Origin of the sequence: Brevibacterium marinum, from assembly GCF_011927955.1 — a bacterium.
GTDB lineage: Bacteria > Actinomycetota > Actinomycetes > Actinomycetales > Brevibacteriaceae > Brevibacterium > Brevibacterium marinum.
Genome location: NZ_JAATJN010000001.1, coordinates 1,789,311 through 1,813,013 on the forward strand (window position 1 = coordinate 1,789,311; position 23,703 = coordinate 1,813,013).

A 23,703-nucleotide genomic window follows, 5' to 3' on the forward strand; every position below is an offset into this window, starting at 1 on the left:
CGGGGCTGAGCCGTGGGCGCACACGAGGTCGAAGGGCAGCTGCACACGGGTCCGCGGGCACGCCACGGCGAGGTCACAGGATGCCGACGAAATCACCTCGGCGGGGGAAATGTCACGATTGTGACGAGGCCCGGAAACACGGCGAAGTCCAGGTCAGAGGGCCAACGTCGCAGGTCCGGCTGTTACATGTTCGTGATGTTTTGCGAACCTTGTAACGAATCGGTTACAGTAGGTGAGTTGATGAACTCTGCCCAGGGATATTTTTGTGATTGATTTTCTCAAGAACCGCAAAGTGCAAATAGCTGCACAGGCGGTTGTGATTACCGGACTCGTGGGTGGCACGGGTGCCGTTGTTACCATGAACAAGCCCGTGACCTTGGATGTCAATGGTCAGTCCGAAGAGGTTCGGACCTTCGGCGGCACCGTGGGGGACGTCCTCGACAGCCGCGATCTCGACATCGACAAGCGGGACCATGTCAAGCCAGGCGTGAACAAGGACATCTCGCGGGATATGACGATCACCGTCAATACCGCGAAGAAGCTCTCACTGTCCGTCGACGGCAAGGAAAGCGACGAGTGGACCAACGCGAACACCGTCGGTCAGGCGCTGGCCGACCTCGGTGTCGACGGGGAGGGTGCCGACCTCAACGCTGAGCCGAGTCAGAAGCTCAAGGATAAGGGCAACGACATCGATGTGACGACCGCGAAGAACCTCACGATCGTTGCCGACGGCAAAGACCACAAGGTCTCGGCCGCAGCCGAGACCGCCAAGGAAGCCCTCGGCGAGACCAAGATCGAGCTCGACAAAGACGACTTCATGTCCGTGCCGCTCAGCTCCAAGGTCTCCGATGGCCAGGTTCTCACTGTGAATCGTGTGAAGAACAAGACCGTCACGGAGAAGGAAGCGATCGAGCCCGAGGTCGAGAAGAAGAAGTCCGACTCCCTGTACGAGGGTGAGACCGAGGTCGAAGACAAGGGCAAGGACGGTCAGAAGGAGATCTCGTACAAGATCAAGACCGTCAACGGCGACGAGGTGAAGAAGGAGAAGAAGGACGAGAAGGTCCTCTCCGAGCCTGAGACCAAGGTCGTCATCGAGGGAACCAAGGAGAAGCCGGCCGAAGAGCCCGACAGCGGTTCGGACGCCGGCACCGGCGACAGCGGTACCGGCGGTTCCGACGACGGTGACGAGAGCACCGGCGGCGGCTCCGGTAGTGGCGACATGAGCACCCAGGAGATCAAGGACATGCTCGGCGGGCCCGGCTCCAAATGGTATTCGGTCGTCGAGTGCGAATCGAACTTCGATCCGAAGGCCTCGAACGGCACACACTTCGGACTCTTCCAGTTCCTGCCTGACACCTGGCACAAGATGGGCGGCACCGGCAACCCCTCGGATGCCAGCCCGCAGGAGCAGTTCGATCGTGCCAAGAAGCTGCAGAAGGAAGCCGGCTGGGGACAGTGGGCCTGCGCCTGATCCAGAGCGCGACCGCTGATCTGAAGGCGGCCGAGTGAGCTGAAGCGCTTGAGGCGCACGCTCGACGCACAGTGGGGCCCCGGGAGGAGAACTCCCGGGGCCTCGGTGTATTCATCGCGGGTGCTCACCGTGTGCTGCTCTGGGGAGGGCGGCTGCGTTGATGGGGACAGCTGCGCGGGTGAGGACAGCTGCTCTGGTGAGGACGGCTGCGTTGGTGAAGATACCTGCTCTGGTGGGAGCAGGGGAGTGAGAGCCCGGATGTGCGAGACTCGCCGCGGCATGCGAGCGGTCAATGAGCAGGCTTAACGACGCCTTTCCTGAGGTTTCGCCCAGAGCGTGGACATTCCTTGGCACTCAAGTTGACCGAGTGCTAAGAGCGTTCTAAAGTCGAATTAGCACTGGCACTCATTGAGTGCCAGTTTTACGAGACGGTCGATCCACTCGGCACCCGCGACGACGAGAGGATCATGGCACACGCCGCCGTCTGACTCAATCAAGAGTCTGAACTCAATCAAGAATTGAACCCAGCGAAGGGAGAGGGCCCGATATGTCGGTCTCCATCAAGCCACTCGAAGATCGGATTGTCATCCGTCAGGTCGAAGCAGAACAGACTACCGCCAGTGGTCTGGTCATTCCCGAAACCGCCAAGGAAAAGCCTCAGGAAGGCGAAGTAGTCGCAGTGGGCCCAGGCCGCGTTGCCGACAACGGAAACCGCGTTCCTGTTGACGTTGCCGTCGGCGACAAGGTCATCTACTCCAAGTTCGGCGGCACCGAAGTCAAGTACGCGGGCGAAGAGTTCCTCGTCCTCGCGGCTCGTGACGTGCTCGCCGTCATCGGCTGAATCCCCTGACCGACTACTTCACAGACAGGAGGACGAATGCCTAAGAATCTGGAATTCAACGACGAGGCCCGTCGTGCACTCGAAAAGGGTGTGAACATCCTCGCGGACACCGTCAAGGTGACCCTGGGACCCAAGGGCCGCAATGTCGTGCTCGACAAGAAGTGGGGCGCTCCCACGATCACCAACGATGGCGTGACCATCGCTCGTGAGGTCGAGGTCGACGATGCCTATGAGAACCTCGGCGTTCAGCTGGCCAAGGAAGTTGCCACCAAGACCAATGACATCGCCGGTGACGGAACCACCACCGCGACGGTCCTGGCCCAGGCCTTCGTCAACGAAGGACTGCGCAACGTCGCCGCCGGCGCCGCACCAGGTGCTCTCAAGCGTGGAATCGAATCCGCCGTCGAGGCTGTCTCCACCGAGCTCGGAACCATCGCCCGCGATGTCGCCGACTCCTCGGAGATCGCGCACGTCGCCGGTCTGTCCGCTCAGTCCGAAGAGATCGGCGCACTCATCGCCGATGCCTTCGACAAGGTGGGCAAGGACGGCGTCATCACGATCGACGAGTCCCAGGCCGCTGCTGTCGAACTCGAGATCACCGAGGGAATGCAGTTCGACAAGGGTTACCTCTCGCCGCACTTCGTGACCGATGCCGACCGCCAGGAAGCAGTGCTCTCCGACGCGCTCATCCTCATCAACCAGGGCAAGATCTCCAACATCCAGGAGCTCCTCCCTGTGCTGGAGAAGGTGCAGCAGGCCGGAAAGCCGCTGTTCATCGTGGCCGAGGACATCGAGGGTGAAGCGCTGTCGACGCTGGTCGTCAACAAGCTGCGCGGAATCATCAATGTCGCCGCCGTCAAGGCTCCCGGATTCGGTGACCGCCGCAAGGCGATCCTCGAGGACCTCGCCGTCCTCACCGGCGGCCAGGTCGTCACGCCCGATATCGGCATGAAGCTCGACCAGGTCACCCTCGAGGATCTCGGCAATGCCCGGACCATCACCGTCACCAAGGACAACACCACCATCATCGATGGTGCCGGCTCCGATGAGGACGTCAATGGTCGGGTCGCCCAGATCCGCAGCGAAGTCGACAACACCGACTCCGATTGGGACCGCGAGAAGCTGCAGGAGCGCTTGGCCAAGCTCTCCGGCGGTGTCGCAGTCATCAAGGTCGGCGCCGCCACCGAGGTGGAGCTCAAGGAACGCAAGCACCGTGTCGAAGACGCGGTGTCGGCTACCCGTGCTGCCATCGAAGAGGGCGTCGTCGCCGGCGGCGGATCCGAACTGATCCACGCCGCCAAGGTTCTGGCCGGAGACGACCAGAGCCTGACCGGCGATGCGGCCACCGGTGCTGACATCGTCAAGCGCGGAGTCGTCCAGCCGCTGCGCTGGATCGCTGAGAACGCCGGCCAGGACGGCTACGTCGTCGTGTCCAAGGTCGAGGACCTCACCTCCGGCCAGGGATACAACGCCGCCACCGACTCCTACGGCGACCTCATCGCCGCCGGAATCATCGACCCGGTCAAGGTCACCCGCTCGGCACTGCGCAATGCCGCTTCGATCGCCGCTCTGGTTCTCACCACTGAGACCCTGGTCGTCGAGAAGCAGGAAGAAGAGGACGAGGACTGAGTCCCCATCTGATTCGCATCGGCGCGCATTGACTGCGTTGAACTGATACCCGTGTGGCCCGGAACACTCTGTTCCGGGCCACACCAGTATTCACCCATCCCTGCGTGTATTGACCCGCCTGAGCATCCCTGCGTATATTCACCCGTCCGAGCAACTCCGCGTGTATTGACCCGCCTGAGCTTCCCGGCGATTTGTGGAGGCGGCTCACACCTACTGGCCAGTCAGATCCCATGTTTCTTGCCGCCGATGGTCGCTAGTCTGGATGGGACAGTGTGACACGACAATGTAGGGACACCATGACGACCGCCTCACCGATGCCCATCGCTTCACTTCGAAATGTCTCGAAGATCTTCGATCCCGATGGTGCGGCGCTGGTCGCTCTCAACCAGGTCTCACTCGATATCGCTCCCGCCCGTCTGACGGCCGTGATGGGATCCTCGGGCTCGGGCAAATCCACGCTCATGCACGTCCTCGCCGGACTCGACCGGCCGAGCTCGGGCACGGTGCACATCGGCGAACGGGAGATCACCGCTCTGCACGAGGACGAGCTCACCGCCCTGCGTCGGCGGCGGATCGGTTTCGTGTTCCAAGCCTTCAACCTGATGCCGACCCTCACGGTCAGGGAGAACATCCTGCTGCCCTTCGAACTGGACGACCGCAAGCCCGATGCGAACGAGCGCGCCTGGATCACCAGCATCATCAAACGGCTCGGCCTCGACGAACGGCTGAAGCATCGACCCGGTGAGATCTCGGGCGGACAGCAGCAGCGCACGGCCATCGCCCGTGCCCTGGCAACCCGACCGGACATCCTCTTCGCCGACGAACCGACCGGCAACCTCGACGGCCGGTCCGGGCGTGAGGTCATGGCCATCATGTCCGAAGCCGTCCGCGAGCTCGGCCAGTCGATCGTGCTCGTCACCCACGATCCGATCGTGGCCGCCCACGCCGACCGTGTCGTGTTCATCGCCGACGGCACTCCCGTCTCCGAGCTCAATGACACGATCAGCGCCGAGGTGATAGCCCAGACGATGCTCGATCTCGACGCGCAGGCCGAGGCGGCCGAGAACGCGAGCTCAGAGACTTCGCAGTACGCCCCCGAAGTCTCGCAGTATGCCTCGGACGGAGGGCGCCGATGAACCCGATGCGGGAGATCCGGGCCAACCCACGCCAGTTCGCCCCCAGCCTGCTCGTCGTCTTCATCGCCGCACTCTTCGGCACCGTGATCATGCAGGGCATCGAGATCCTCACCGCCTGGATGTCCTCGGCGAAGATCGTCTCCGAGTCGGACACGGCTCAGGGTCTGCTCACAACAGTCGGGCTGGTCTTCTTCGTCATCGCACTGTTCGTCTCGAGCATCGTCATCGCCAATACGTTCTCCATCATCATCGCCGGGCGCAGCCGTCAGCTGGCGCTGCTGCGGCTCATCGGCGCTTCCTCCGCACGGCTGCGTCGAGCCGCCTCGGTGGAGGGACTGCTCGTCTCGATCCCCAGCGTCATCGTCGCGTTCCTCGTCTCCTCCGCACTCGCGCTGGCGACATCGGCCTACCTCGGCGCGCGGATCACCGAGGAACCCGAGCTGCTGAGTCCCATGATGTTCCTGCCGGCAGCCGCGACCATCGTCGTGACCTGGCTCTCCGCGTACCTGGGGGCTCGCCGCATCACCGGCATCTCGCCGATCGAGGCCACCTCTCAGGCCATCGAGCGCCGACCCGAGGACGTACGCTCATCGATGGGTGCGTTGTCGGGAGCACTCATCCTGCTGTCCATGGGCATCACCCTTCTCATCAGCGGCGTCGTCGGCGCCAGCGGGCACACGGTGAGTGCCGTGGGCGTGCCGCTCGTCGCGCTCGGTGCGGCACTGACATTCACGGGCATCATCGTCGGCAACCCCTGGATCCTTCCACCTCTGCAGGCGGTCACCGGATGGCTGCTCGGCCGCACCGCAACCTCACGCCTGGCCGCCTCGACGATCGCCCGTCACCCCACCCGCAATGCGCGCACGGTCATCGGTCTCGTCATCGGCATCACCCTCATCGTCATGTTCGCCACGGCCATGACGACGTTCAGAGACCAGCTGCTCGACTACGCTGACTCGCTCGGCGAAGAGGGCTGGGGCGGTTTCGAGGATGTGCTGAAGACCATCATCGACCAAACGATGCTGTTCTTCCTCGGCATGGTCCTCTTCTCCGTCATCATCGCGGTCATCGGAGTCGCGAACGCGCTCATGCTCTCCGTGCGAGCGCGCACGCAGGAGATCGGGCTGCTCAGGGCCCTCGGTCAGACGCCGCGACGGGTGCGACGCATGATTGTGGCCGAAGGCATTCAGCTGAGTGCGACCGCCTGCCTGGTCGCGGTGCCTCTCGGCATCGCATTCGGCTGGATCGGCGCGCTGACACTGCTGTCCCCGCTGACCGGATTCTTCGCTCCGTCCGTGCCCTGGTGGGTGATCATCTCCGTCGTCGCCGGCACGCTTCTGGCCGTGATCGCCGCCAGCCGTGCTCCGGCGCGCGCGGCCACCTCCATCAGCCCCGTGGACGCTCTCGAAGCCGTATAGGACACGGCTGTCCACCCGTCGGCGGCGCCGGAAGCTGGAACGCTGCTCCGTCACAGTGATCCGCCGAGGTGCCCGTGCAGTTCCGCTGCCCACCTCGCCGAGGTGGGCCTTCAGGCCGGCGTCACCGTGCCCTCGCTGCCGTTGACGCTCACTCGCTGTCCCGAGGTGAAGCGGCTGGTGGCATCCCGGACCGCCATGACCGCGGGCAGGCCGAGCTCACGAGCCGTGACGGCACCGTGTGAGAGCGCGCCGCCGCTTTCCGTGATGACCCCGCCGGCCTGATAGAACAGTGCCGTCCAGGCCGGATTCGTGGTCCGGGCGACGAGGATGGCGCCATCGGGGAAGGACGAGAATTCCTCGGGGCTGTGGACGACGAAGACCTCGCCCTCGACCTCGCCGGGACTGCCGGCCGTGCCCGTGATGCCTGCGCCGTCGGTGTCATCGCCGAACTCGGTGACGCGACCGTGCTCCCATTCGGGAGTCCGCGCGACCGCCTCCTGATACCCGGCCTTGTTCTTCTCGGCGATCGCACTCAGGCCGGCCAACGCCTCGGTGGGGGAGTCCTGCCCATCGGCGGTGTCGTCGGGGCCGTCGGCGTCCCTGTGAGCGGAATCCGCGTCGGTGCCGGACGCGTCCGCGGCTCGGATCGCCTCGTTCAGCGGCTCGAAATCGATGAAGTAGACATCCATCGGGTCGGTGAGGACGCCCAGGTCGACGAGTCGTCGACCCAACTCGCGCAGTGCCCGACGCATCGGCAGCGTCAGCCGAGTGGTCTGGTAGTGCTCCAGATCGTCGAGCGCGGTGTAGGTCCGCGCCAGACGGATGACCTCCTGCACCAGATAGCGCAGCTTCTTCGGGGCGGCATTGACCACGGCCCGCTCGGTCTCGGCCTGGACGACCTTGCGCTCCAGACCCGAATCCGCCGAGGGGTTCTCGGCCCGATCCGCAAGCAGGCGGATCTGATCGAGCACGATGTGCGGGGCCTCGACCCAGGTCGGATGATAGGCGTCGAAGTCGAGCTCGCGGTGTCCGTGCCGGGCGAGGAACGCCTCGAAGTCGCCCGCGAAGTCGGGGAAGTCGCGAAGTGCCGCGAGTCCGTTCTCACCGGTGTGGCTGCGCAGGGCAGAGGACAGCTCGGGACTGTCACGCACGGTGCGGGAGAGTTCCCAGAGCTCGGCATTGACCTGCGAGGTCTTCGTCTCCGTCGATGCCAACAGCCGTTCGAACACGAGCTGTGCCTGTTCCTTGTCCAACGCCATCTCGAGCAGGTGCGACAGAGCCCCGTAGAGGGTCCGCTGTGTCAGCGAGATTGCGATATTGGGGCGGAAGTACTCGGTGCCCAGGTCGCTGATGGCGATCACGTGGTCCCAGACCTCGGCCAGCGACTTGTCCTCCAACGGCTCGTGGGAGAGCCTGCCGATGCCCATGAGATAGGTGTCGAGGTCGCGCATCCACTGCACCGGAAGCTCCTGCACCCACCCGAACCGAGACGCGATCTCCGGCAGCGACTCGGTGATGGTCTCGACACTGGAGAGCATCTTCGTCGGCAGCCGGCCGGCATAGAGATCGACAGCGGTCTGGTTGCCGTAGATGTAGAAGTCGCGCATGACGAACCACTTGTCGTGAAACGGCGGCAGTCCCATGAGATCGAAACTGTGATTGAGCGAGTGATGGAAACCCGCTTCGACGAGATCCCAGGTCAGAGGCGTCACCGGAGTGGGGAACCGTTCGGCCGATTCGTCCCGAGTCCACCTGGGTGCCACCCGTGTGATCGGCCGAGACTGCAGGATGAAGAGCTCGTCACCGCTGAAGGCCCACTCGATGTCCTGCGGGAACCCGAAATGATCCTCCGCCCGCACAGACAGCTCCGCGACTGCCCGGGCCTGCTCGGTGCTCAGTGCGGGCCGAGTGCGCTGATCCTCGCCGAGGCGGACGACCGTCGTCCGCCCATCGCCGTGACCATCATCGCCGCCGCCGTCGCCGTCGCCGTCGCCGTCGGCAGAGGCGGTTCCCTCTGTCGCGATGTTCCCTTCGCCCGCGGGGTCGCGCATGATGAGAGCCCTCGGCTTGTCCGCGATCTCGGCAGCGATCTGTGCGCCGTCGGCACGGGCGATGCGGAATTCGTCGACGGGTTCCTCCCCGCCGACGACGGTCTCTCCGAGCCCGAAGGCCGCGTTGATGAGGACTTCGTCCGTGTTTCCGCGCACCGGGTCGACGGAGAACGCGACACCGGCAGCCTCCTCGGAGCCCACGGCGACCATGAGCTGGACGACGACGGCCATCTTCGCCTCGAGCTGGTCCACGCCGAGCTGCTGACGGTAGCGGAAGGCGTGGGGGTTCCACAGGGAGGCATAGCAGTCGCGCACCGCCTCGGCGATGGCCTTGGTTCCGCGCACACCGAGGTAGGTGTCGTGCTGACCGGCGAAGGCCGCACCGGGCAGATCTTCCATGGTCCCCGAGGACCGGACCGCCACGGCTCGGTCGCTCAGGCCGGCGGTTTCGGCGGCGGCCTCGAGCTCGGCGAACCACGAACCGGGGACCGGGGTGCTGCGGATGAGGTCGCCGATCGCCTCGGCGGGGTAGCCCGTGTCCATGAGTTCGGTGATGCGGGTCTGCAGGGGCGCGACGAATCGGGCATAGGCCTCGGCGGTGACGATGAAGCCGCCGGGAACGGGCAGGCTCTGCGCGGATTCGGCGAGGCCGGCGCCCTTGCCGCCGCTGGTCGACCGTGCGGTGGCGAGGGGATCGGTGAAGGCGAGGGTCAGTGACACGGGTGCTCCTCAAATGCGGTCGGGTGGGGCGTGGTCGGCCGAGTGCTCCGGCAGATCAGAGTCGGAAGCGGCGGAGGCCGAGAAGCAGCCAGCCGCAGATCGCGCTGACGATGCCGATTCCGATGACCAGGGGCCAGAAGAACGCGGCAACGATGAGTACCGGTACCCAGACCATAACCGCTGCGAAGCCGCCGAGGAGGCGGAAGAATGTGACAGTATTGCGACCGTCGGCACGCGCCCCGGCAAAGGAGGCCGCCGCGAGAATCGGCGCGAAGAGCCACATGAGGACGAGCCCGAACCAGCGGAGGAGACTCGTGCCAGGGCCCGGAGCAGTGGTGGACCGACTCACGTCGGCGTCGACGTGAGCCGCATCCGTGACCTCCTCCGATCGTCGCTTGCGCTGCATGTCGAGGAACGCTCCCGCAAACGTGGCCCCACGGTCCGAGGATGTGCGTGCGACATCCAATGCCTCGGCCTGGATCCGAGCGAAGGTCTGTGCGTCGGGGCAGTCGACCGAGACCTCGTCGAGGGCCGACCCCATCGCCGAGGCGACCGCATCCTCCCAGCCGGAGAAGTCCCGGCCATTGCGGGCAGGAATCGTGACAGACCTGCCGCGGACCACCTCGGCGCGGGAACGGAACCGGTCGGGGGTCGAGTAGAACAGTCCCACCGGGACGACCTCGACGTCGACGCCCTCGTCGATCAGGGTGCAGGCCATGCGAGCGGCACCGGGTCTGTAGGATTGCGGTCGGTGACCCCACTCGCTGCTGGACTCGGGGAAGACACCCAGATCACCGCCTCGGCGCAGGTGGGCACACCCGGCCTCGACCGGACTGGTCGCCGAGGACGGATCGAGGTGATAGCGTTCGACGTCCTTGGGGCGGACGACGGGGATGCCGGCGATGAACAGGCGCAGGAACCAGCTGCGCACGAGCTGGATCGAGATGAGGAACTGCGCATGTGGGAAGGCGGCGAGGACCTGGTGCCCGTCGATGGCTCCATTGCGGTGACTGGAGATGATCAGGCGCGGACGCTGACGGCTGACCGGGTCCACGGGAGGTGAGGCGTCGCGGTCTGCAGGCTCCGAGCGGCTCAGGTCGAGGACGGGGACGCGGCCGAAGTACAGGGTCCGCATGGCGGCATTGATGAACCGATGCCCCCGGCCGAGGGAGGCGGCGGCCGCCGACGAACGCTCAGACTTCGACGACATCGCGGAGTCGTTCCAGGTCACGGAGGACCGCCCGGCAGATGTGCGGTGTCTCGAAGCTCATGCACCCAGTGCACCACAGGAGCGTCGTCTCCACCAGTGCAGCAGCCTCGACCAGCGCAGCAGTCTCGCCAAGGATCGCTTGGACACCCAGGGCCTCGAACATCTGAGTCGAGTTCACCGCCCGGTAGTGATCCGTTCACTTCCCGGAGTCCAACGGCGGCTAGTCTTGCGGCGATATTCACACAACCGCAGAGGGTGCTCAACACAGCTATGAAACGCATGACGATGATCGGCGATATCGGGTGGAGCCGCTTCTACCATCTCGGGGATGAGGCGATGACCGAGTTCGCCCTCGACGCGCTCCGGGAACGCGCGAACGTCGAGGTCACGCTCATCGCCGGTGAGCCCGACTGCGCCGCGGCGATGTACGGGGTCGACGCCATCTCGAGGATCGGGTTCAAACGCGACCGACCCCCGAACGCCGCTCGACTCCAGGCGATCCTCGACCATGCGCAATCGGATGGGCTCCGCGGCGGGCTCGCCGCCGATGACCCCGCGATCGGCGTGATCGAGGCGGTGAGGGACTCCGACGCCGTTCTCATCGCCGGGGGAGGGAACCTCAACTCGATGTTCGCCCACCACATCTTCGAACGGGCGGCGCTGGCCAAGATCGCGCGGATATTCGGAAAACCCTATGCGCTGACGAGCCAGACGCTGGGACCGCTCATCTACGACGAGGATCGCGACATCGTCCACGACCTGTTGGCAGAGGCCGAGTTCGTCGGCACCCGCGAAAGCTACACCACTCGACTCGCCGGAGAGTTGGGGGCGGGAGATGCGACGGTTCGTCGCCAGGTCGACGACGCGTTCTCACTCACGGCCGGCGATTCGGACAGGGAGGCAGTGGCGGATCTGGCGGACGGCCCGTTCGTCGTGGCCAGTTTCGCGGAGAAGGCGTCGTCGCCGATGATCTCCGACCCCGACTACCGGCAGCGCGTGATCGAGATCGTGCGCCGAATCGCCGAAGAGACCGGTCTGAGAGTTCTGCTCGTCCCGCACGGAGGCGCATTCTCACCCGCATCGCCGACGCGTGACCAGCTCACCGACGCCCAGATCGCAGCCGCTGCCGACGATGAGTCGGTGCAGGCGACTCGGATGCTCACGGCCCGCCAGCTCGTCGCGCTGACCGAGCGGGCCGAATTCGTCATCGGCACCCGGTACCACGCCGGGATCTTCTCCGGTGCCGCCGCCGTGCCATTCATCTCGCTGGCTCCGAACCTCTACTCGTCGATCCGGATGAGGGGTGCCGCAGAGAACGTCGGCATGCGGGACTTCGTCCTCCCGCTCGACTCGATCGACGACATCGTCGACACCGCAGCGGGAGTGGCCCGGAACCGTGATTCGCTTCAGGCCACTCTGCGCGAACGCTCGGACGCTCGGCGCCACGAGCACCGGAAGTGGTGGGACTTCCTCGTCGAGACGACCCTCGGACGTGAGGAGGCAACGGCCTCGGAGGGGCATCCAGCCTCAGCGGAGGCGCCGGGATTCTTCCCTGCGGACGAGGTCCCCAACGACTACGTCGCCAATGTCGAGCTGGTCCGCGAACGGCTCAACGCCGTCCAGGACTACGGTCTTGTGATGGCGGTGAAGGATCGTCGCGCGGCATTGGCCCGCACGGAGGTCAATCGGCTCAAGGCCAAGCTCAAGCGTGCCGAAGGCAGAATCGAACGGGCAGATGCGACGATCAGGCGCGCCGAGAGTCAGCAGGAACTGCGTGAGCGGAAGCCGGCTGTGCGGGCGATTCGGCGAGTGCAGAAGCTCGGCATCCGGGTGAGGGGAGCCGCGCGATACGCCCCTCGACTCGGTGGACGCTGGCCGGCAGAGGCGGAAGAGCAGACGCTGAACGGCGAACGGCAGAGCCGGAACAGAGCCCGGTGACCGACAGCCGCTGAAGCCCCGGTCCTATCCCGCGGCCCCGGCGGCAACCTCGCTGCGCAGTCGATGCTTGAGCAGTTTTCCCGAGGGATTGCGGGGGAGCTCGTCGGTGACGATGACCTCTCGGGGCAGCTTGTAGCGGGCGAGCTTGTCGCCGAGGTAGTCCCGCAGCTCGTCGACGTCGAAGACTCGTCCATCGGCGGTGGTGATGAAGGCGACGACCTGTTCGCCCCACTCGTCATCCGGTTTGGCCACCACCGCCACATCGGCGACCCTGTCATGGGCGATGATGGCCTCCTCCACCTCGAGCGAGTAGACGTTCTCACCGCCGACGATGATGACGTCCTTGGTGCGGTCGACGATGAAGAGGTAACCGTCCTCGTCGAGAGCCGCGATGTCGCCCGTCTTGTACCAGTCGCCGTCGAACGCGGCCTTCGTCGCCTCCGGATCGTTGAGGTACTCGCGCATCCGGGTGTCGCCTGTGAACCAGATCTCGCCGGTCTCTCCCGGCCCGGCGTCCGTGCCGTCGTCCTTGACGACGCGCATGGCGTTGCCGACCATCGCCGTCCGCCCGACCGATCCGGCCTTGCGCAGCTGATCCTCCGGTTCGAGCAGGCAGCCGGTGGGGCCCATTTCGCTCATTCCGAAGAGATTGCAGAACTGGTCGGTCCCGTAGGTTTCGATGAGCATGGCCGCGGTCGAGCGGTCGATGGGAGCCCCGCCGTAGTTCCACCGGCGGATGGTGGAGAAGTCGTAGTCGGAGAAATCTATGCCGAGTTCCTTCGCCGCCTTCACCGGGGCGACATAGGCCACGGTCGGGCCGAAGAAGGTCGTGATGCTCTCCTCGGCGATGATCGTCATCGACTCCACGGGATGATAGGAGCGCTGGAGGACGATCGTGCCGCCGATGAGGACGATGGGCATGAGGCTGATGTTCAGCGGAGCCGAATGCCAGATCGGCATGCAGATGAGATAGCGGTCGTCACTGCGATATCCCATGTTCATGGTGATGAGGGCCGCGACCTGGGAGATGTTGCGATGCGAGTGCACACAGCCTTTGGGTGAGCTCGTGGTGCCCGAAGTGTAGAGGATCTGAGCGACCTGCTCGTCGATGAAGTCGCCCGGCACGGCGGGCTCTGCGGCCTCCAGCTGAGTGTCGAAGCTGTCGGCGGCTTCGGACTCGGTCTCGAGCCAGGTGATTCCCGGGGCGCCTGCGCGTGCGGTCTCGGCCAGCTCCGAGCTGACGATGCCCAGCTTCGCCCCGGAGTGGCCGATCGTGTACTCGACTTCGGGCGCCTGCATCTTGTGATTGACCGGAACGACGACGGCTCCCAGATACCACGCGCCGAAGGCGGCGAAGACGAACCCGGGCACATTGAACGTCATGATTCCGATGGTGTCACCGGCGACGACGCCGTTGTCTTCGAGTACGCGTGCTGCCCTGAGCGCACGGTCGCGAAGCGCGGCGTAGGAGTATCTCTCGTCCCCGTAGACCAGCGCTTCCTTGTCCGGGTCCCGTAGGACGGTGGAATCGAGCATCGTGCCGAGCTTCATTGCTTCTCCTTGTGACGAGTGCCATACTCAGTAACAATTGAACCATGATTCACTTCTTTGGGAAAGGGCAGATGTGGCCTACCGCGAAACCGCCAGAACCCGCGCCAAAGCGGAGGCGCGGCGGGCCCGAATCGAACGCGGGGCCCACCGTGTCATCGCCTCGGGCGGGTTCGCCTCGGCGAGCATCGCCGCCGTCGCCCGGGAAGCGGAGTGCAGCGCCGGGCTCATCTACACCTACTACGAGAACCGCGACGAGCTGCTGGGAATCGTGTTCGCCCGTGCCGCCGGCCACGAGCTCTCCGTCGTCGAGACCGCCATCTCAGGCACGAGCGATGCCGCTGGACTCGTCGACGCGGTCGTCGACGTGTTCATCCGTCGCGCCGTCACCGGCCGCACCCTCGCCCACGCGCTCCTGTTCGAAGAGGTCCCCGACAGCGTCCAGGTCGCGCGCCGGGCACTGCGACGCGGATATGTCACTGCCATCGCGTCGTGGCTGGACGAGCTGCCGACCCCCGACATCCCCGCCGAGGTGGTGGCCAGGTCCCTGGTCGGATCCGTCTCGGAGAATCTCGTCGACGTCCTCGACCCCGCACAGCCGGGTCCGAGCAGCTCGGAGGTCGAGGCTCTCATCACCGCACTGTCCACATTCGCGCGCACAGCACTAGGAGAACAATGAGCCACGCACCGGCCAGCCGACTGGAGTCGGAGACTCAGCCGGCCCCGTCCGCCACGCACACGGTGTTCAACCAGGCACCGCCTCGGCGGGACATCAACGAATTCGCCCTCAACACCGCCCTCCGAGAAGCCGTGGACGCTTACGCGCCGACGGCCTCGACCGTCGAGCTCAATCGCATCGGGGGACTGGTCGGCAGTGCCGACTTCATCAACGACGCACGCCTGGCCAACGAGCACGGCCCGGAGTTGAAGACCCATGACGAGTGGGGCAACCGCGTCGATGAGGTCGAATTCCACCCCGCTTACCACCGCATCATCGGTGAGGCTCTGCGCAGCGGCGCGCACTCACACGCCTGGAACCAGCCGGGCCCGAGTGCGAACGCCGACCGTGCCGCCCGGTTCATGCTCTTCTCCCAGATCGAGCCCGGCCACGCCTGCCCGGTGTCGATGACTCATGCCGTGATCCCGTCGCTGCGGGCCGATGTCGGGCTGGCCGAGTTCTGGCTCCCGAAGGCCACCGCGAGCGACTACGATCCCAGGCGCGTCGACCCGGCGGAGAAGAGCGCTGTCACCTTCGGCATGGCCATGACCGAGAAGCAGGGCGGCTCCGATGTGCGCGCGAACACCACCCGCGCGATCCCGAACGGCGACCACTGCCTCATCACCGGACACAAATGGTTCTGCTCGGCACCGCAGTCCGATGCGTTCCTCGTCCTCGCCCACCTCGAGCAGGGGCTGAGCTGCTTCGTCGTCCCACGCATCCTGCCCGGTGGAGGGCTCAACAGCGTTCGGATCCAACGCCTCAAGGACAAACTCGGCAATAAGTCCAATGCCTCCTCCGAGATCGAATTCGACTCGGCCGCCGGATGGCTGCTGGGCCAGCCGGGCAAGGGCGTGCGCACGATCATCGAGATGGTGTCTCAGACCCGCCTCGACTGCGTCCTGGGATCCGCTGCCGGCATGCGTCAGTCCGTGGCCGAAGCCGCCTGGCACGCCCGCGGTCGAGCCGCGTTCGGAGCGACGCTGATCGACCAGCCGCTCATGCGCGCCGTCATCGCCGACCTGCAGCTCGAATCCGAAGCCGCGACCTTCACCGCCATGCATCTGGCCGCCGTCCACGACGATGACGGCACCGATGCGGTCGACTTCCGGCGTCTGGCCACGGCCGTCGGCAAATACTGGATCTGCAAGCGCGGACCCGAGCACGCCTACGAGGCACTCGAATGCCTCGGCGGAAACGGATACACGGAGGCGTTCCCGCTGGCCCGCCGCTACCGCGAGCAGCCGGTGATGGCCGTGTGGGAGGGGTCCGGAAACGTCATCGTCCTCGACGTTCTCCGGGCCCTGGGCCGGGAACCGCGGACGGCGAAGGCCTTCCTCGGGTTCCTCGAGACCGCTTTGGGTCGCCACCGCGACTTCGATGCCGCCTACGAAGGTCTCGCCGGTTCCCTCCACACCTCGCTCGAGGCCGTGACCAGTGGTGATCCTGCCCGGATCGCCGGCATCCAGCGCAGCGGCCGAGTGCTCGTGGAGAAGATGGCCCTGCTCATGCAGTCTGCGATCCTCTTCGACTCCGCTCCCGCCGAGGTGGCCGCCGGGTTCGCATCGGCACGTCTGGGTCCGGATCGGGGCCGGGAATACGGGGCGTTGCCGGACGATGTCGATATCGACTTCCTCGTCGAGAGGGCATGACCTCGAGGCCGGTGCTGACTTCTCGTCGCAACAGTCCGCTCCGAGAGCCGACTCATCGACCTCCGGGTGTGGACAGGCCGCGCTGACCAGGCGATCCGCCGCTCCTGCGAGATTTCAGAGTCCTCCGGAGGCCGAGGAAGACGACGCCGCTGAGGGCGATGTGCACGAGGACCAGGCCGACGGCGTCGGGAGTGACGATCGTGACGTCCACGCCCGTGTCGAAACCTCCGAGGCCGCCGAAGAGGAGTCGGTTGGCCGTGAGGTGGACGAGGTGGAACGTGATCGCGGCGGCCAGTCCACCGCGCAGCGGCAGACTTCGGGCGGCGATGAGTGTCAGTCCGAAGAGGCTGATCTGGACGAGGTAGGCGATGGGGTCCCCACCAGGGGAGACGCTGATCCCGTCGGCTCGGACTCCGAACATCAGGGCCGAGCCGGTCTGGACGGCGCTGATGCCGGTATATGTCGCGCAGAACAGGATGGTCACGCCCGCTGCAGACGCGAACGGTCCGAGGCGTCGGCGCAGAGCGTCCCATGCGTACCCTCGCAGAGCGAGCTCCTCGGGTACGGCTTCATAGGCCAGCACGATGAGCGTATTCACCACAAGGAAGATCAGCAGCTGGGTCGTGGAGACGCCGCCGAATCGGATCCACCCCGCCCAGAACGCCGGCCCCCAGGTCAGAACCGCTGTGCAGAGGCCGACGGCAATGCCGAGAGCCGCCGCCCGAGCCCAGGCGGAAGGAGATGCCTCGGCCCAGGCAGAAGGAGAGCTGTCTTTGTCCAGGGATGAACGATTCTCAAGACGCCGGTGGAGCAGCATCATCAGCGGGACCACCATGGCTGCCGTGAGAATCGCCTGCGCAGCCCGGGTCGCCAGTGGATCCAGCGCAGTCCATGAGTCCACCACCCGTGTGAACGTGATCGACAAACCGACGCACAAGCACAGAATGGCCCAAGCCGTCAGCGCTCGCGCCAGGACCGATGGACGTGAGGAGCGAGCGTCGACGGTGGCGGTCGGAATGCGGTGCATGTCGAGTATGGTAGTACGGACGGACTAACAAAGAACAGGGGTGCGGGGAAGGCGCATGACGATCATGGCAGTTTTGCGCCGACGGTGCCGATCTGAATTGACAAGGAGTCACAGTGACACGTTCCAACTCTCCGGCATCTGCGAACATTCGCCCTGACGGCACCGGCAAACCTCCGTGGCCTCTGCGCTGGCTGATCGTCGGTGTCGTGGTCAGCATCATCCTGCTCATCGGCTTGCCCATCGCCATGCTCGTCGACAGGGAGGGGCTCGAGGCCGCGATCATTGCCGACACCGATCAGACACTCGGGCCCGGCTGGCTCGATCGGGTCGTCGTGTTCGTGATCGTCTACGCAATAGTCCTCCACCTCGTCGACGTCGTTCTGCTGCTCTGGCTGGTGCCGCGCATCCTCCGCGGACGACCATGGGCTCGAATCGTGCTGACGGTCTACCTGGTGGTCGCGACGGTCTTGAGCCTCTATTCGGCGACAAAGGGAGGGATGTATCTCGCGGTGGTCATCCCTACCGATATCATCCATATCATCATGCTCGTGCTGCTCTGGGGTCCACCCTCGACGAGGCGGTTCTTCCGCCCTGATCCAGCGAGCGCCCCAGCATGAACACGCTGGCGGCCGTGCCCTTCGCTTCGAGCCGACCGAGCAACCGAGGAGAGTCGAATGCCGAAACTGATCGATCATGCCACCCGCCGGGAAGAGATCGCCACAGCAGCGTGGCGGGTCATCCTCCAACGAGGCATCGGCGCGGTGTCCGTGCGGACGGTGGCCGCCGAGGCAGGGCTGTCGGTCGGATCGGTGCGCCATGTCTTCGCCAGCCAGACCCAGCTGCTGTCGTTCGCCATGGAGTTGGTCATCGATCGCGCTGCGGCTCGCATCGATGCGCTGCCCCACCGTCGAACCGAACTTGAGTCGATGGAAGACCTCGCGACAGAGCTGCTGCCCTTGGACGAGGAACGACGAGGCGAGACCGAGGTCTACCTGGCGCTGTTCGCGGCCTCCGGCGCGGACTCGACTCTCAGCGCCACCCGCGCCGACGTGTGGGGCAGGGTCCACGCCGGCTGTCGCACCATCGTCAGCCGCCTCACCGACGCGGTGACGGTGACCGAGGAGCAGCATGAGCAGGAGGTGGTTCGACTCCACGCCCTCCTCGACGGTTTGGCCGCACACCTCATCTGGCGGCCGAGTGAGGTCAGTGCGGCGGCCGCGCGCACAGCCATCGTCGACCACCTGCACGAACTGACCACCCGATTCGGCGTGGCTCGACCGTGAGTGATGCAATACGACGAACGAACGCATGAGGAGTCATGATTGTGTCTGCTGACGATCAGTCGGCCGAACCACCCGAGGACCCGGCGCTGACGATGCGCATCGGATACCTTGAACGCGAGGCCGCGGTCGAGACCCTCCGGACGGCAGCCGGCGACAGCCGGATCACGCTGGCCGAACTCGACGAGCGCATGGAGCTGGTCGAGGCTGCGCGGTTCCCGATCGACCTTGACCGGGCACTTGAAGGCATCGTCACCGAGCTGCCTTCGGCTCGGGCACGTGCAGATGCCGAAGGGCGACCTAGCAGAGGCGCCGCCGCCGACGATCTCGGCTGGTCCCCAGAGACCAGGGAAGTGCTGCACGCGCCGTGGGCCGGTCTCATCCGGCGAGGTCGATGGCCGGTGAGGCCCTATCTGCGCTGTGAACCGGCCGGTGTTCTCCTCGAGCTCAACTTCCTCGAGGTCGAGACCGACCTGACAACCATCGACATCGACGTCGCCGCCCGAACGGGGACGATGAGAGTCGTCGTCCCCGACAGCTGGGGCATCGACATCACCGGACTCAAGCGCAGCAAGATCGCCGTTGTCACGTTCAAAGCCAATGAAGCCGCACGCGAAGGACATCCGATCCTCCGCATCGGAGGGAGCATCGGATCCGGAGTGATCCAAGCATTGGGACCGACCGGGAGGCAGCGTCGGAGGCTGGGCATGTGATCGGCGCTTCGACTCGGGACCTCGCCGACGACTCCGCGGGCTTCGTCCGGTTCAGCGGCGGGGGTTCAGCCCCGACCTGCGCTGCGACGTGCCCTTCGACAGCGAATTCCGCCGAGGCGCAGACTCGACGAGCCGATCCGGAGGCGGCGCATCGTGCACTCCGACGGGCCGTCGAAATCGGGACGAGGCACGCGTGTGATGACCGGACGTGCTCGGTCAGCATTGTGATCGTCGGCTCGCCACTGCGATCCGCGGCGTCGGCCGAACTCGGAGCCGGCGATGAACTCCTTGAACTCGGCGATGAGCCTGAGCTGGAACTCGTGCAGGGTCTCCGTGCTCTCCGGACGGTCGAGGACGACCTCGACCGTCTCCGCGCACACGACGACGCGGACCGTCCTGCTGCTGCCGTCTTCGCCGTCGACGATTGCGATGCCGTCCCATTCGTCGTTGGCGAACAGGCCGAGAACGACCGGAGTGACGACCTGGGAGAGGAGGAACTCGTCTGACAGTCCGATGCCGATGTCGTTCCTCCCGGATCTCGAGCCTCTGCGATGGTCACCACGAGCAGTGTATCGACCGCCGGCGCGCAGAACCACTTAGACTGGACTCATGCCCCGCAGTCCGCTTCCTCCCCGCGAAGGGATCTCGGCGACCTCGCTGCGGGCTCCGGGCGGGAAGGCGACGCACGACAAGAGTCATCTTCCGGCGCCGAAGACGATCGGGCGCTGGCTGGAGTCCGAGTTCCCGGAGGCCGCGGCTGACGATCGTCGCCGTTTGCTCGAACAGACCGGCGCCGAGGCCGGACAGATGTGCGACATGCACGGCAGGCCCGTGACTTGGGACGACCCGGTGGAGCCCGGAGGCTTCTACTTCTTCCACCGTCCTGTCCCGCCGGAGGAGCGGATCCCGTTCGAGGTCGGCGTCGTGTTCGAGGACGAGGAGCTGCTCGTCGTCGACAAGCCCCACTTCCTCGCCAGCACTCCGAATGGTCGTTTCGTGCGTGAATGCGTAGTGACCCGCCTGCGCGTCGACCGCGATCTGCCCGACCTTGTCGCGATCCATCGCCTCGACCGCATCACAGCGGGCCTCCTCATCCTCTCGAAACGGCCCGAGACTCGTGGTCGCTATCAGCGCCTGTTCCAGGATCGCAGGGTCGCCAAGACCTATCGTGCGCTGGCACCCATGCCACCGATCGACATGGAGCTTCCCCTGGTCAAGGAATCGCGGCTGGTCAAGCCGCGCGGCGGCAGACAGGTCAACGAAGTTGAGGGCGAGTCCAACGCGTTCAGCCGGATCGGTCTCCTGCGTGAGCGCGAAGCCGGGTTCGGAACAGGAGCTGTCGGCGAGTACGGGCTCGAACCGCTGACGGGCAGAACCCACCAGCTGCGGGTCCACATGAACTCACTCGGGCTGCCCATCCTCGGCGACCCCGTCTATCCCGTCGACCTGGCCCCGGACCCCTACGACTTCGACTCACCGCTGCAGCTTCTGGCGGCATCGATCGGATTCGACGATCCGCTGACCGGGCGCGAACGTCACTTCGAGTCCGAGCTCCGCCTGGGCGAGCCTCCCCAGGACCCGACGGGACACGGTAGCCTGGAGATATGAGTCCACATGAACCCGGATGTACCTCAGAGGCGATCGTCGCCCTGGTCCGGTCCCGAATCACCACCGGCGAATACTCTGCCGGTTCTCCGGTCCGGGATGGTGCGCTGGCGAAGGAATTCAACGTCTCACGCAATACTGCCCGCGAATCCCTGAGCCTGCTCCGTCACGCCGGTCTGCTGTCCCAGGAGACGAATCGCGGCTTCTTCGTCCGCACTTTCGGCCTTGACGAGCTCAAGGACCTCTACCGGGCCAGGCGCGTCTTCGAGATCCGTGCCGTCCAGGAATCACAGGATGCCACCGACGAGGCGATGGACCGCGTCGAGGCCTCCGTCGTCAAGGCCGAGAGAGCCCCCGACAACGAGAGCTGGACCGACGCCCAGGAGCACTCCGCCTCTTTTCACCGCGCCATCGTCGGCCTCCTCGGCTCGCCCCTGCTCGACGAGTTCTATCTCAACCTCATGGCTCGCCTGTCGACGACCTTCGCCCGCTCGAAGGAACCCGGCAAGTACCACTCCCACTGGGCCGACCCGCACCGCGACATCCTCGAGAAGATGCGCTCAGGTGACCGTCTCGGAGCAGAAGGTCTCCTGCGCATCCACCTCGACGACTCGGAAGCCTCGACACTCGACCTGGCTCGCTCGGTCGGGGAAGGCCGCTGACCGCGGAAGACCACCTCGGCAGGGATGTTAGGTGGACGTTTTGGACTGATTTTTCTGCGTTGAACCAGACCAAAACGTCCAGTTAACGGATACCGTGACGGATGGACCGCCTCGGCGAGCGAATCTTTCACAATGCGACCACCTCGGCGGGAAGGAGCCCCGCTGCCGGTGTCGGCAGTCTCACAGCGTGCGGTGCTTGAAACTATAGCTAAGCGCTGTATGTCTTCGATAGCATTGAGCCACCGTACTCACCGCGTCGAAAGGCTGTACCCATGGGGATTCCCGAGCAGGAAACACAGGCCGCAAACGATCCGTTCTCGCTGACGGGACTCACGTATGACGATGTCCTCCTCCTGCCCGGTGACACCGATGTCATCCCCTCGGACGCCACCACGACCACGCGCCTGACCAAAGGGATCGAACTCAACATCCCCCTGGTCTCGGCCGCCATGGACACCGTGACCGAATCGCGGATGGCCATCGCCATGGCCCGCATCGGCGGACTCGGCATCATCCACCGCAATCTGTCGAAGGAAGACCAGGCCAAGCAGGTCGACTACGTCAAGCGCTCCGAGTCCGGCATGATCAACGATCCGCTGACGATCACCCCGGACAAGACACTCGAAGAGCTCGATGAGATCTGCGGCAAGTACCGGATCTCCGGTCTGCCCGTCGTCGACGAGGACGATGTGCTGCTGGGCATCGTGACCAACCGTGACCTGCGCTTCGTCACCCGCGACGAATACGCCACACGCACCGTGGGCGAGACCATGACGCGGATGCCGCTGATCACCGCACCGGACGGAGTCTCTGCCGAGAAGGCCTTCGAACTCCTCGCCGAGCACAAGGTCGAGAAGCTGCCCCTGGTCGATGAGAACAACGTCATCAAGGGCCTCATCACGGTCAAGGACTTCGTCAAGACCGAGGAGTACCCCCTGGCGACGAAGGACGAGGAAGGTCGCCTGCGTGTGGGTGCCGCTGTCGGCTTCCACGGCGATGCCTATGAACGCGCCGAGCTGCTGGCCGAGGCGGGCGTCGACGTCCTCGTCGTCGACACGGCCAACGGGCACGCTCGCGGCGTGACCGACATGATCAAGACGATGAAGGCCGACTCGGTCTTCGCCGATGTCCAGATCATCGGCGGAAATGTCGCCACGCAGGAGGGTGCGCAGGCGCTCATCGACGCCGGTGCCGATGCCATCAAGGTCGGAGTCGGACCGGGCTCGATCTGCACCACCCGAGTGGTGGCAGGCGTCGGTGTCCCGCAGGTCACGGCCATCCACCTCGCAGCTCAGGCGGCGCGCGCGGCCGGCGTGCCGGTCATCGCCGACGGCGGACTGCAGTACTCGGGCGACATCGCCAAGGCTATGGTCGCCGGTGCCGACACCGTCATGCTCGGCTCCCTGCTGGCTGGCTGCAGCGAATCGCCCGGCGAGCTCATCTTCATCAACGGCAAGCAGTACAAGGCCTACCGGGGCATGGGCTCCCTGGGTGCCATGGCCCCACGCCAGGGCACGTCCTATTCGAAGGATCGCTACTTCCAGGACGACATCGAGACCGACACGGACCTCATCCCCGAGGGCATCGAAGGCCGCGTCGCCTACCGCGGACCACTTAAGCAGGTCGCCCACCAGCTCACCGGCGGTCTGCGCCAGTCGATGTTCTACGTCGGCGCACCCACCATCGGGGACCTCAAGGCCACGGGCAAATTCGTCCGCCTGACCACCGCGGGCCTCAAGGAGAGCCACCCGCACGACATCCAGATGACCGTCGAAGCCCCGAATTACGTCGTGAAATAGGGAATCATCGCGCCAACGGCCGTAGCCCCTGCCTCCTGGGCAGGGACTACGGCCGTTTTCGTTGTCTCACCATGTCGGACGAAACGCGCGGATGTGATGAAAGCCACGTGCCTGATTTCGGGCCGTATGCATCTGTCGTGAATCGGTGGCCCTGCCCTTGCGGCTGCTGATCAAGGCACTCCCCGTTCCGGCTCGGGGTCACTTCCGTAGTCGGTGAAACATGACGACGCCGACCTTGCGTCCACGTTTACTTAGGGTAGGTTGCCCTAATGTAGTCCGGCCTAA

20 protein-coding genes are annotated in these 23,703 nt (G+C 65.3%); 14 read left to right on the forward strand and 6 right to left on the reverse strand.

What is annotated here, in order from left to right:
* Positions 1-358 precede the first annotated feature (358 nt).
* From BKA07_RS07850 to BKA07_RS07870, 5 genes are all read left to right on the forward strand, one after another.
* Positions 359-1,471 carry a resuscitation-promoting factor gene (locus BKA07_RS07850; protein WP_245161881.1) on the forward strand — a complete coding sequence of 371 codons (1,113 nt, stop codon included), beginning with the start codon at positions 359-361 and terminating at the stop codon, positions 1,469-1,471.
* Between the two features lie 547 nt (positions 1,472-2,018).
* Positions 2,019-2,312: a co-chaperone GroES gene (gene groES / locus BKA07_RS07855; protein ID WP_167950415.1), complete on the forward strand. Its 294-nt coding sequence runs from the start codon at positions 2,019-2,021 to the stop codon at positions 2,310-2,312.
* A gap of 36 nt (positions 2,313-2,348) precedes the next feature.
* Positions 2,349-3,941, forward strand: a complete 1,593-nt coding sequence (gene groL / locus BKA07_RS07860; protein ID WP_167950416.1) for a chaperonin GroEL — start codon at positions 2,349-2,351, stop codon at positions 3,939-3,941.
* A 296-nt stretch (positions 3,942-4,237) separates the two neighbouring features.
* Positions 4,238-5,077, forward strand: coding sequence for an ABC transporter ATP-binding protein (locus BKA07_RS07865; protein WP_245161882.1), 840 nt, complete (start codon positions 4,238-4,240; stop codon positions 5,075-5,077).
* Positions 5,074-6,495, forward strand: coding sequence for an FtsX-like permease family protein (locus BKA07_RS07870; RefSeq protein WP_167950417.1), 1,422 nt, complete (start codon positions 5,074-5,076; stop codon positions 6,493-6,495). The genes BKA07_RS07865 and BKA07_RS07870 overlap by 4 nt, the downstream gene beginning before the upstream one ends.
* A gap of 110 nt (positions 6,496-6,605) precedes the next feature.
* Here the strand turns inward: BKA07_RS07870 and BKA07_RS07875 are convergent, their stop codons facing one another.
* The 3 genes from BKA07_RS07875 to BKA07_RS07885 are packed head-to-tail and all read right to left on the reverse strand — an operon-like array spanning position 6,606 to position 10,654.
* The gene (locus tag BKA07_RS07875; protein ID WP_167950418.1) at positions 6,606-9,266 is read right to left on the reverse strand and encodes a PEP/pyruvate-binding domain-containing protein; all 2,661 of its coding nucleotides are present in this window, start codon (positions 9,264-9,266) and stop codon (positions 6,606-6,608) included.
* Positions 9,267-9,321: 55 nt separating this feature from the next.
* Positions 9,322-10,476: a lysophospholipid acyltransferase family protein gene (locus BKA07_RS07880; RefSeq protein WP_167950419.1), complete on the reverse strand. Its 1,155-nt coding sequence runs from the start codon at positions 10,474-10,476 to the stop codon at positions 9,322-9,324.
* Entirely contained in the window at positions 10,460-10,654 is a 195-nt protein-coding gene (locus BKA07_RS07885) for a hypothetical protein (protein WP_167950420.1), read from the reverse strand. Before BKA07_RS07885 ends, BKA07_RS07880 begins: the two co-directional genes overlap by 17 nt.
* 92 nt (positions 10,655-10,746) lie before the next feature.
* Between BKA07_RS07885 and BKA07_RS07890 the strand changes: the two genes are divergently transcribed.
* Positions 10,747-12,414: a polysaccharide pyruvyl transferase family protein gene (locus tag BKA07_RS07890; RefSeq protein ID WP_167950421.1), complete on the forward strand. Its 1,668-nt coding sequence runs from the start codon at positions 10,747-10,749 to the stop codon at positions 12,412-12,414.
* A 24-nt stretch (positions 12,415-12,438) separates the two neighbouring features.
* Here BKA07_RS07890 and BKA07_RS07895 read toward each other — a convergent pair whose 3' ends face one another.
* The gene (locus BKA07_RS07895; protein WP_167950422.1) at positions 12,439-13,965 is read right to left on the reverse strand and encodes a class I adenylate-forming enzyme family protein; all 1,527 of its coding nucleotides are present in this window, start codon (positions 13,963-13,965) and stop codon (positions 12,439-12,441) included.
* A gap of 73 nt (positions 13,966-14,038) precedes the next feature.
* Here BKA07_RS07895 and BKA07_RS07900 point away from each other — a divergent pair, with 73 nt between their 5' ends.
* Together BKA07_RS07900 and BKA07_RS07905 are read left to right on the forward strand one after the other, a co-directional pair.
* Positions 14,039-14,641: a TetR family transcriptional regulator gene (locus BKA07_RS07900; RefSeq protein ID WP_167950423.1), complete on the forward strand. Its 603-nt coding sequence runs from the start codon at positions 14,039-14,041 to the stop codon at positions 14,639-14,641.
* The gene (locus BKA07_RS07905; RefSeq protein ID WP_167950424.1) at positions 14,638-16,332 is read left to right on the forward strand and encodes an acyl-CoA dehydrogenase family protein; all 1,695 of its coding nucleotides are present in this window, start codon (positions 14,638-14,640) and stop codon (positions 16,330-16,332) included. The genes BKA07_RS07900 and BKA07_RS07905 overlap by 4 nt, the downstream gene beginning before the upstream one ends.
* Positions 16,333-16,384: 52 nt before the next feature.
* Here BKA07_RS07905 and BKA07_RS07910 read toward each other — a convergent pair whose 3' ends face one another.
* Positions 16,385-17,359, reverse strand: coding sequence for a CPBP family glutamic-type intramembrane protease (locus BKA07_RS07910; protein ID WP_167950425.1), 975 nt, complete (start codon positions 17,357-17,359; stop codon positions 16,385-16,387).
* Between the two features lie 113 nt (positions 17,360-17,472).
* On the opposite strand from BKA07_RS07910, the gene BKA07_RS07915 reads away from it, so the two are divergent.
* The 3 genes from BKA07_RS07915 to BKA07_RS07925 are packed head-to-tail and all read left to right on the forward strand — an operon-like array spanning position 17,473 to position 19,352.
* Positions 17,473-17,976, forward strand: coding sequence for a YbjO family protein (locus BKA07_RS07915; RefSeq protein WP_167950426.1), 504 nt, complete (start codon positions 17,473-17,475; stop codon positions 17,974-17,976).
* Positions 17,977-18,033: 57 nt separating this feature from the next.
* Positions 18,034-18,642 carry a TetR/AcrR family transcriptional regulator gene (locus BKA07_RS07920; RefSeq protein WP_167950427.1) on the forward strand — a complete coding sequence of 203 codons (609 nt, stop codon included), beginning with the start codon at positions 18,034-18,036 and terminating at the stop codon, positions 18,640-18,642.
* Positions 18,643-18,677: 35 nt separating this feature from the next.
* Entirely contained in the window at positions 18,678-19,352 is a 675-nt protein-coding gene (locus tag BKA07_RS07925) for a DUF1707 SHOCT-like domain-containing protein (RefSeq protein ID WP_167950428.1), read from the forward strand.
* Positions 19,353-19,417: 65 nt separating this feature from the next.
* Here the strand turns inward: BKA07_RS07925 and BKA07_RS07930 are convergent, their stop codons facing one another.
* The gene (locus tag BKA07_RS07930; protein ID WP_167950429.1) at positions 19,418-19,948 is read right to left on the reverse strand and encodes a hypothetical protein; all 531 of its coding nucleotides are present in this window, start codon (positions 19,946-19,948) and stop codon (positions 19,418-19,420) included.
* A 13-nt stretch (positions 19,949-19,961) separates the two neighbouring features.
* Between BKA07_RS07930 and BKA07_RS07935 the strand changes: the two genes are divergently transcribed.
* The 3 genes from BKA07_RS07935 (at position 19,962) to guaB (ending at position 23,418) form a co-directional block, all read left to right on the forward strand.
* Entirely contained in the window at positions 19,962-20,960 is a 999-nt protein-coding gene (locus BKA07_RS07935) for a pseudouridine synthase (RefSeq protein WP_167950430.1), read from the forward strand.
* Positions 20,957-21,619, forward strand: a complete 663-nt coding sequence (locus tag BKA07_RS07940) for a GntR family transcriptional regulator (RefSeq protein WP_167950431.1) — start codon at positions 20,957-20,959, stop codon at positions 21,617-21,619. The genes BKA07_RS07935 and BKA07_RS07940 overlap by 4 nt, the downstream gene beginning before the upstream one ends.
* Positions 21,620-21,891: 272 nt before the next feature.
* Positions 21,892-23,418, forward strand: a complete 1,527-nt coding sequence (gene guaB / locus BKA07_RS07945; protein WP_167950432.1) for an IMP dehydrogenase — start codon at positions 21,892-21,894, stop codon at positions 23,416-23,418.
* Positions 23,419-23,703: the final 285 nt, after the last annotated feature.

What these genes read in the sequence shown, in the direction of transcription:
- BKA07_RS07850 (WP_245161881.1), top strand. Translation starts at nt 359, where the DNA reads ATGAACAAGCCCGTGACCTTGGATGTCAATGGTCAGTCCGAAGAGGTT.
- groES (WP_167950415.1), top strand. Translation starts at nt 2,019, where the DNA reads ATGTCGGTCTCCATCAAGCCACTCGAAGATCGGATTGTCATCCGTCAG.
- groL (WP_167950416.1), top strand. Translation starts at nt 2,349, where the DNA reads ATGCCTAAGAATCTGGAATTCAACGACGAGGCCCGTCGTGCACTCGAA.
- BKA07_RS07865 (WP_245161882.1), top strand. Translation starts at nt 4,238, where the DNA reads ATGACGACCGCCTCACCGATGCCCATCGCTTCACTTCGAAATGTCTCG.
- BKA07_RS07870 (WP_167950417.1), top strand. Translation starts at nt 5,074, where the DNA reads ATGAACCCGATGCGGGAGATCCGGGCCAACCCACGCCAGTTCGCCCCC.
- BKA07_RS07880 (WP_167950419.1), bottom strand. Translation starts at nt 10,476, where the DNA reads ATGTCGTCGAAGTCTGAGCGTTCGTCGGCGGCCGCCGCCTCCCTCGGC.
- BKA07_RS07890 (WP_167950421.1), top strand. Translation starts at nt 10,747, where the DNA reads ATGAAACGCATGACGATGATCGGCGATATCGGGTGGAGCCGCTTCTAC.
- BKA07_RS07895 (WP_167950422.1), bottom strand. Translation starts at nt 13,965, where the DNA reads ATGAAGCTCGGCACGATGCTCGATTCCACCGTCCTACGGGACCCGGAC.
- BKA07_RS07905 (WP_167950424.1), top strand. Translation starts at nt 14,638, where the DNA reads ATGAGCCACGCACCGGCCAGCCGACTGGAGTCGGAGACTCAGCCGGCC.
- BKA07_RS07910 (WP_167950425.1), bottom strand. Translation starts at nt 17,359, where the DNA reads ATGCACCGCATTCCGACCGCCACCGTCGACGCTCGCTCCTCACGTCCA.
- BKA07_RS07920 (WP_167950427.1), top strand. Translation starts at nt 18,034, where the DNA reads ATGCCGAAACTGATCGATCATGCCACCCGCCGGGAAGAGATCGCCACA.
- BKA07_RS07925 (WP_167950428.1), top strand. Translation starts at nt 18,678, where the DNA reads ATGATTGTGTCTGCTGACGATCAGTCGGCCGAACCACCCGAGGACCCG.
- BKA07_RS07935 (WP_167950430.1), top strand. Translation starts at nt 19,962, where the DNA reads ATGCCCCGCAGTCCGCTTCCTCCCCGCGAAGGGATCTCGGCGACCTCG.
- BKA07_RS07940 (WP_167950431.1), top strand. Translation starts at nt 20,957, where the DNA reads ATGAGTCCACATGAACCCGGATGTACCTCAGAGGCGATCGTCGCCCTG.
- guaB (WP_167950432.1), top strand. Translation starts at nt 21,892, where the DNA reads ATGGGGATTCCCGAGCAGGAAACACAGGCCGCAAACGATCCGTTCTCG.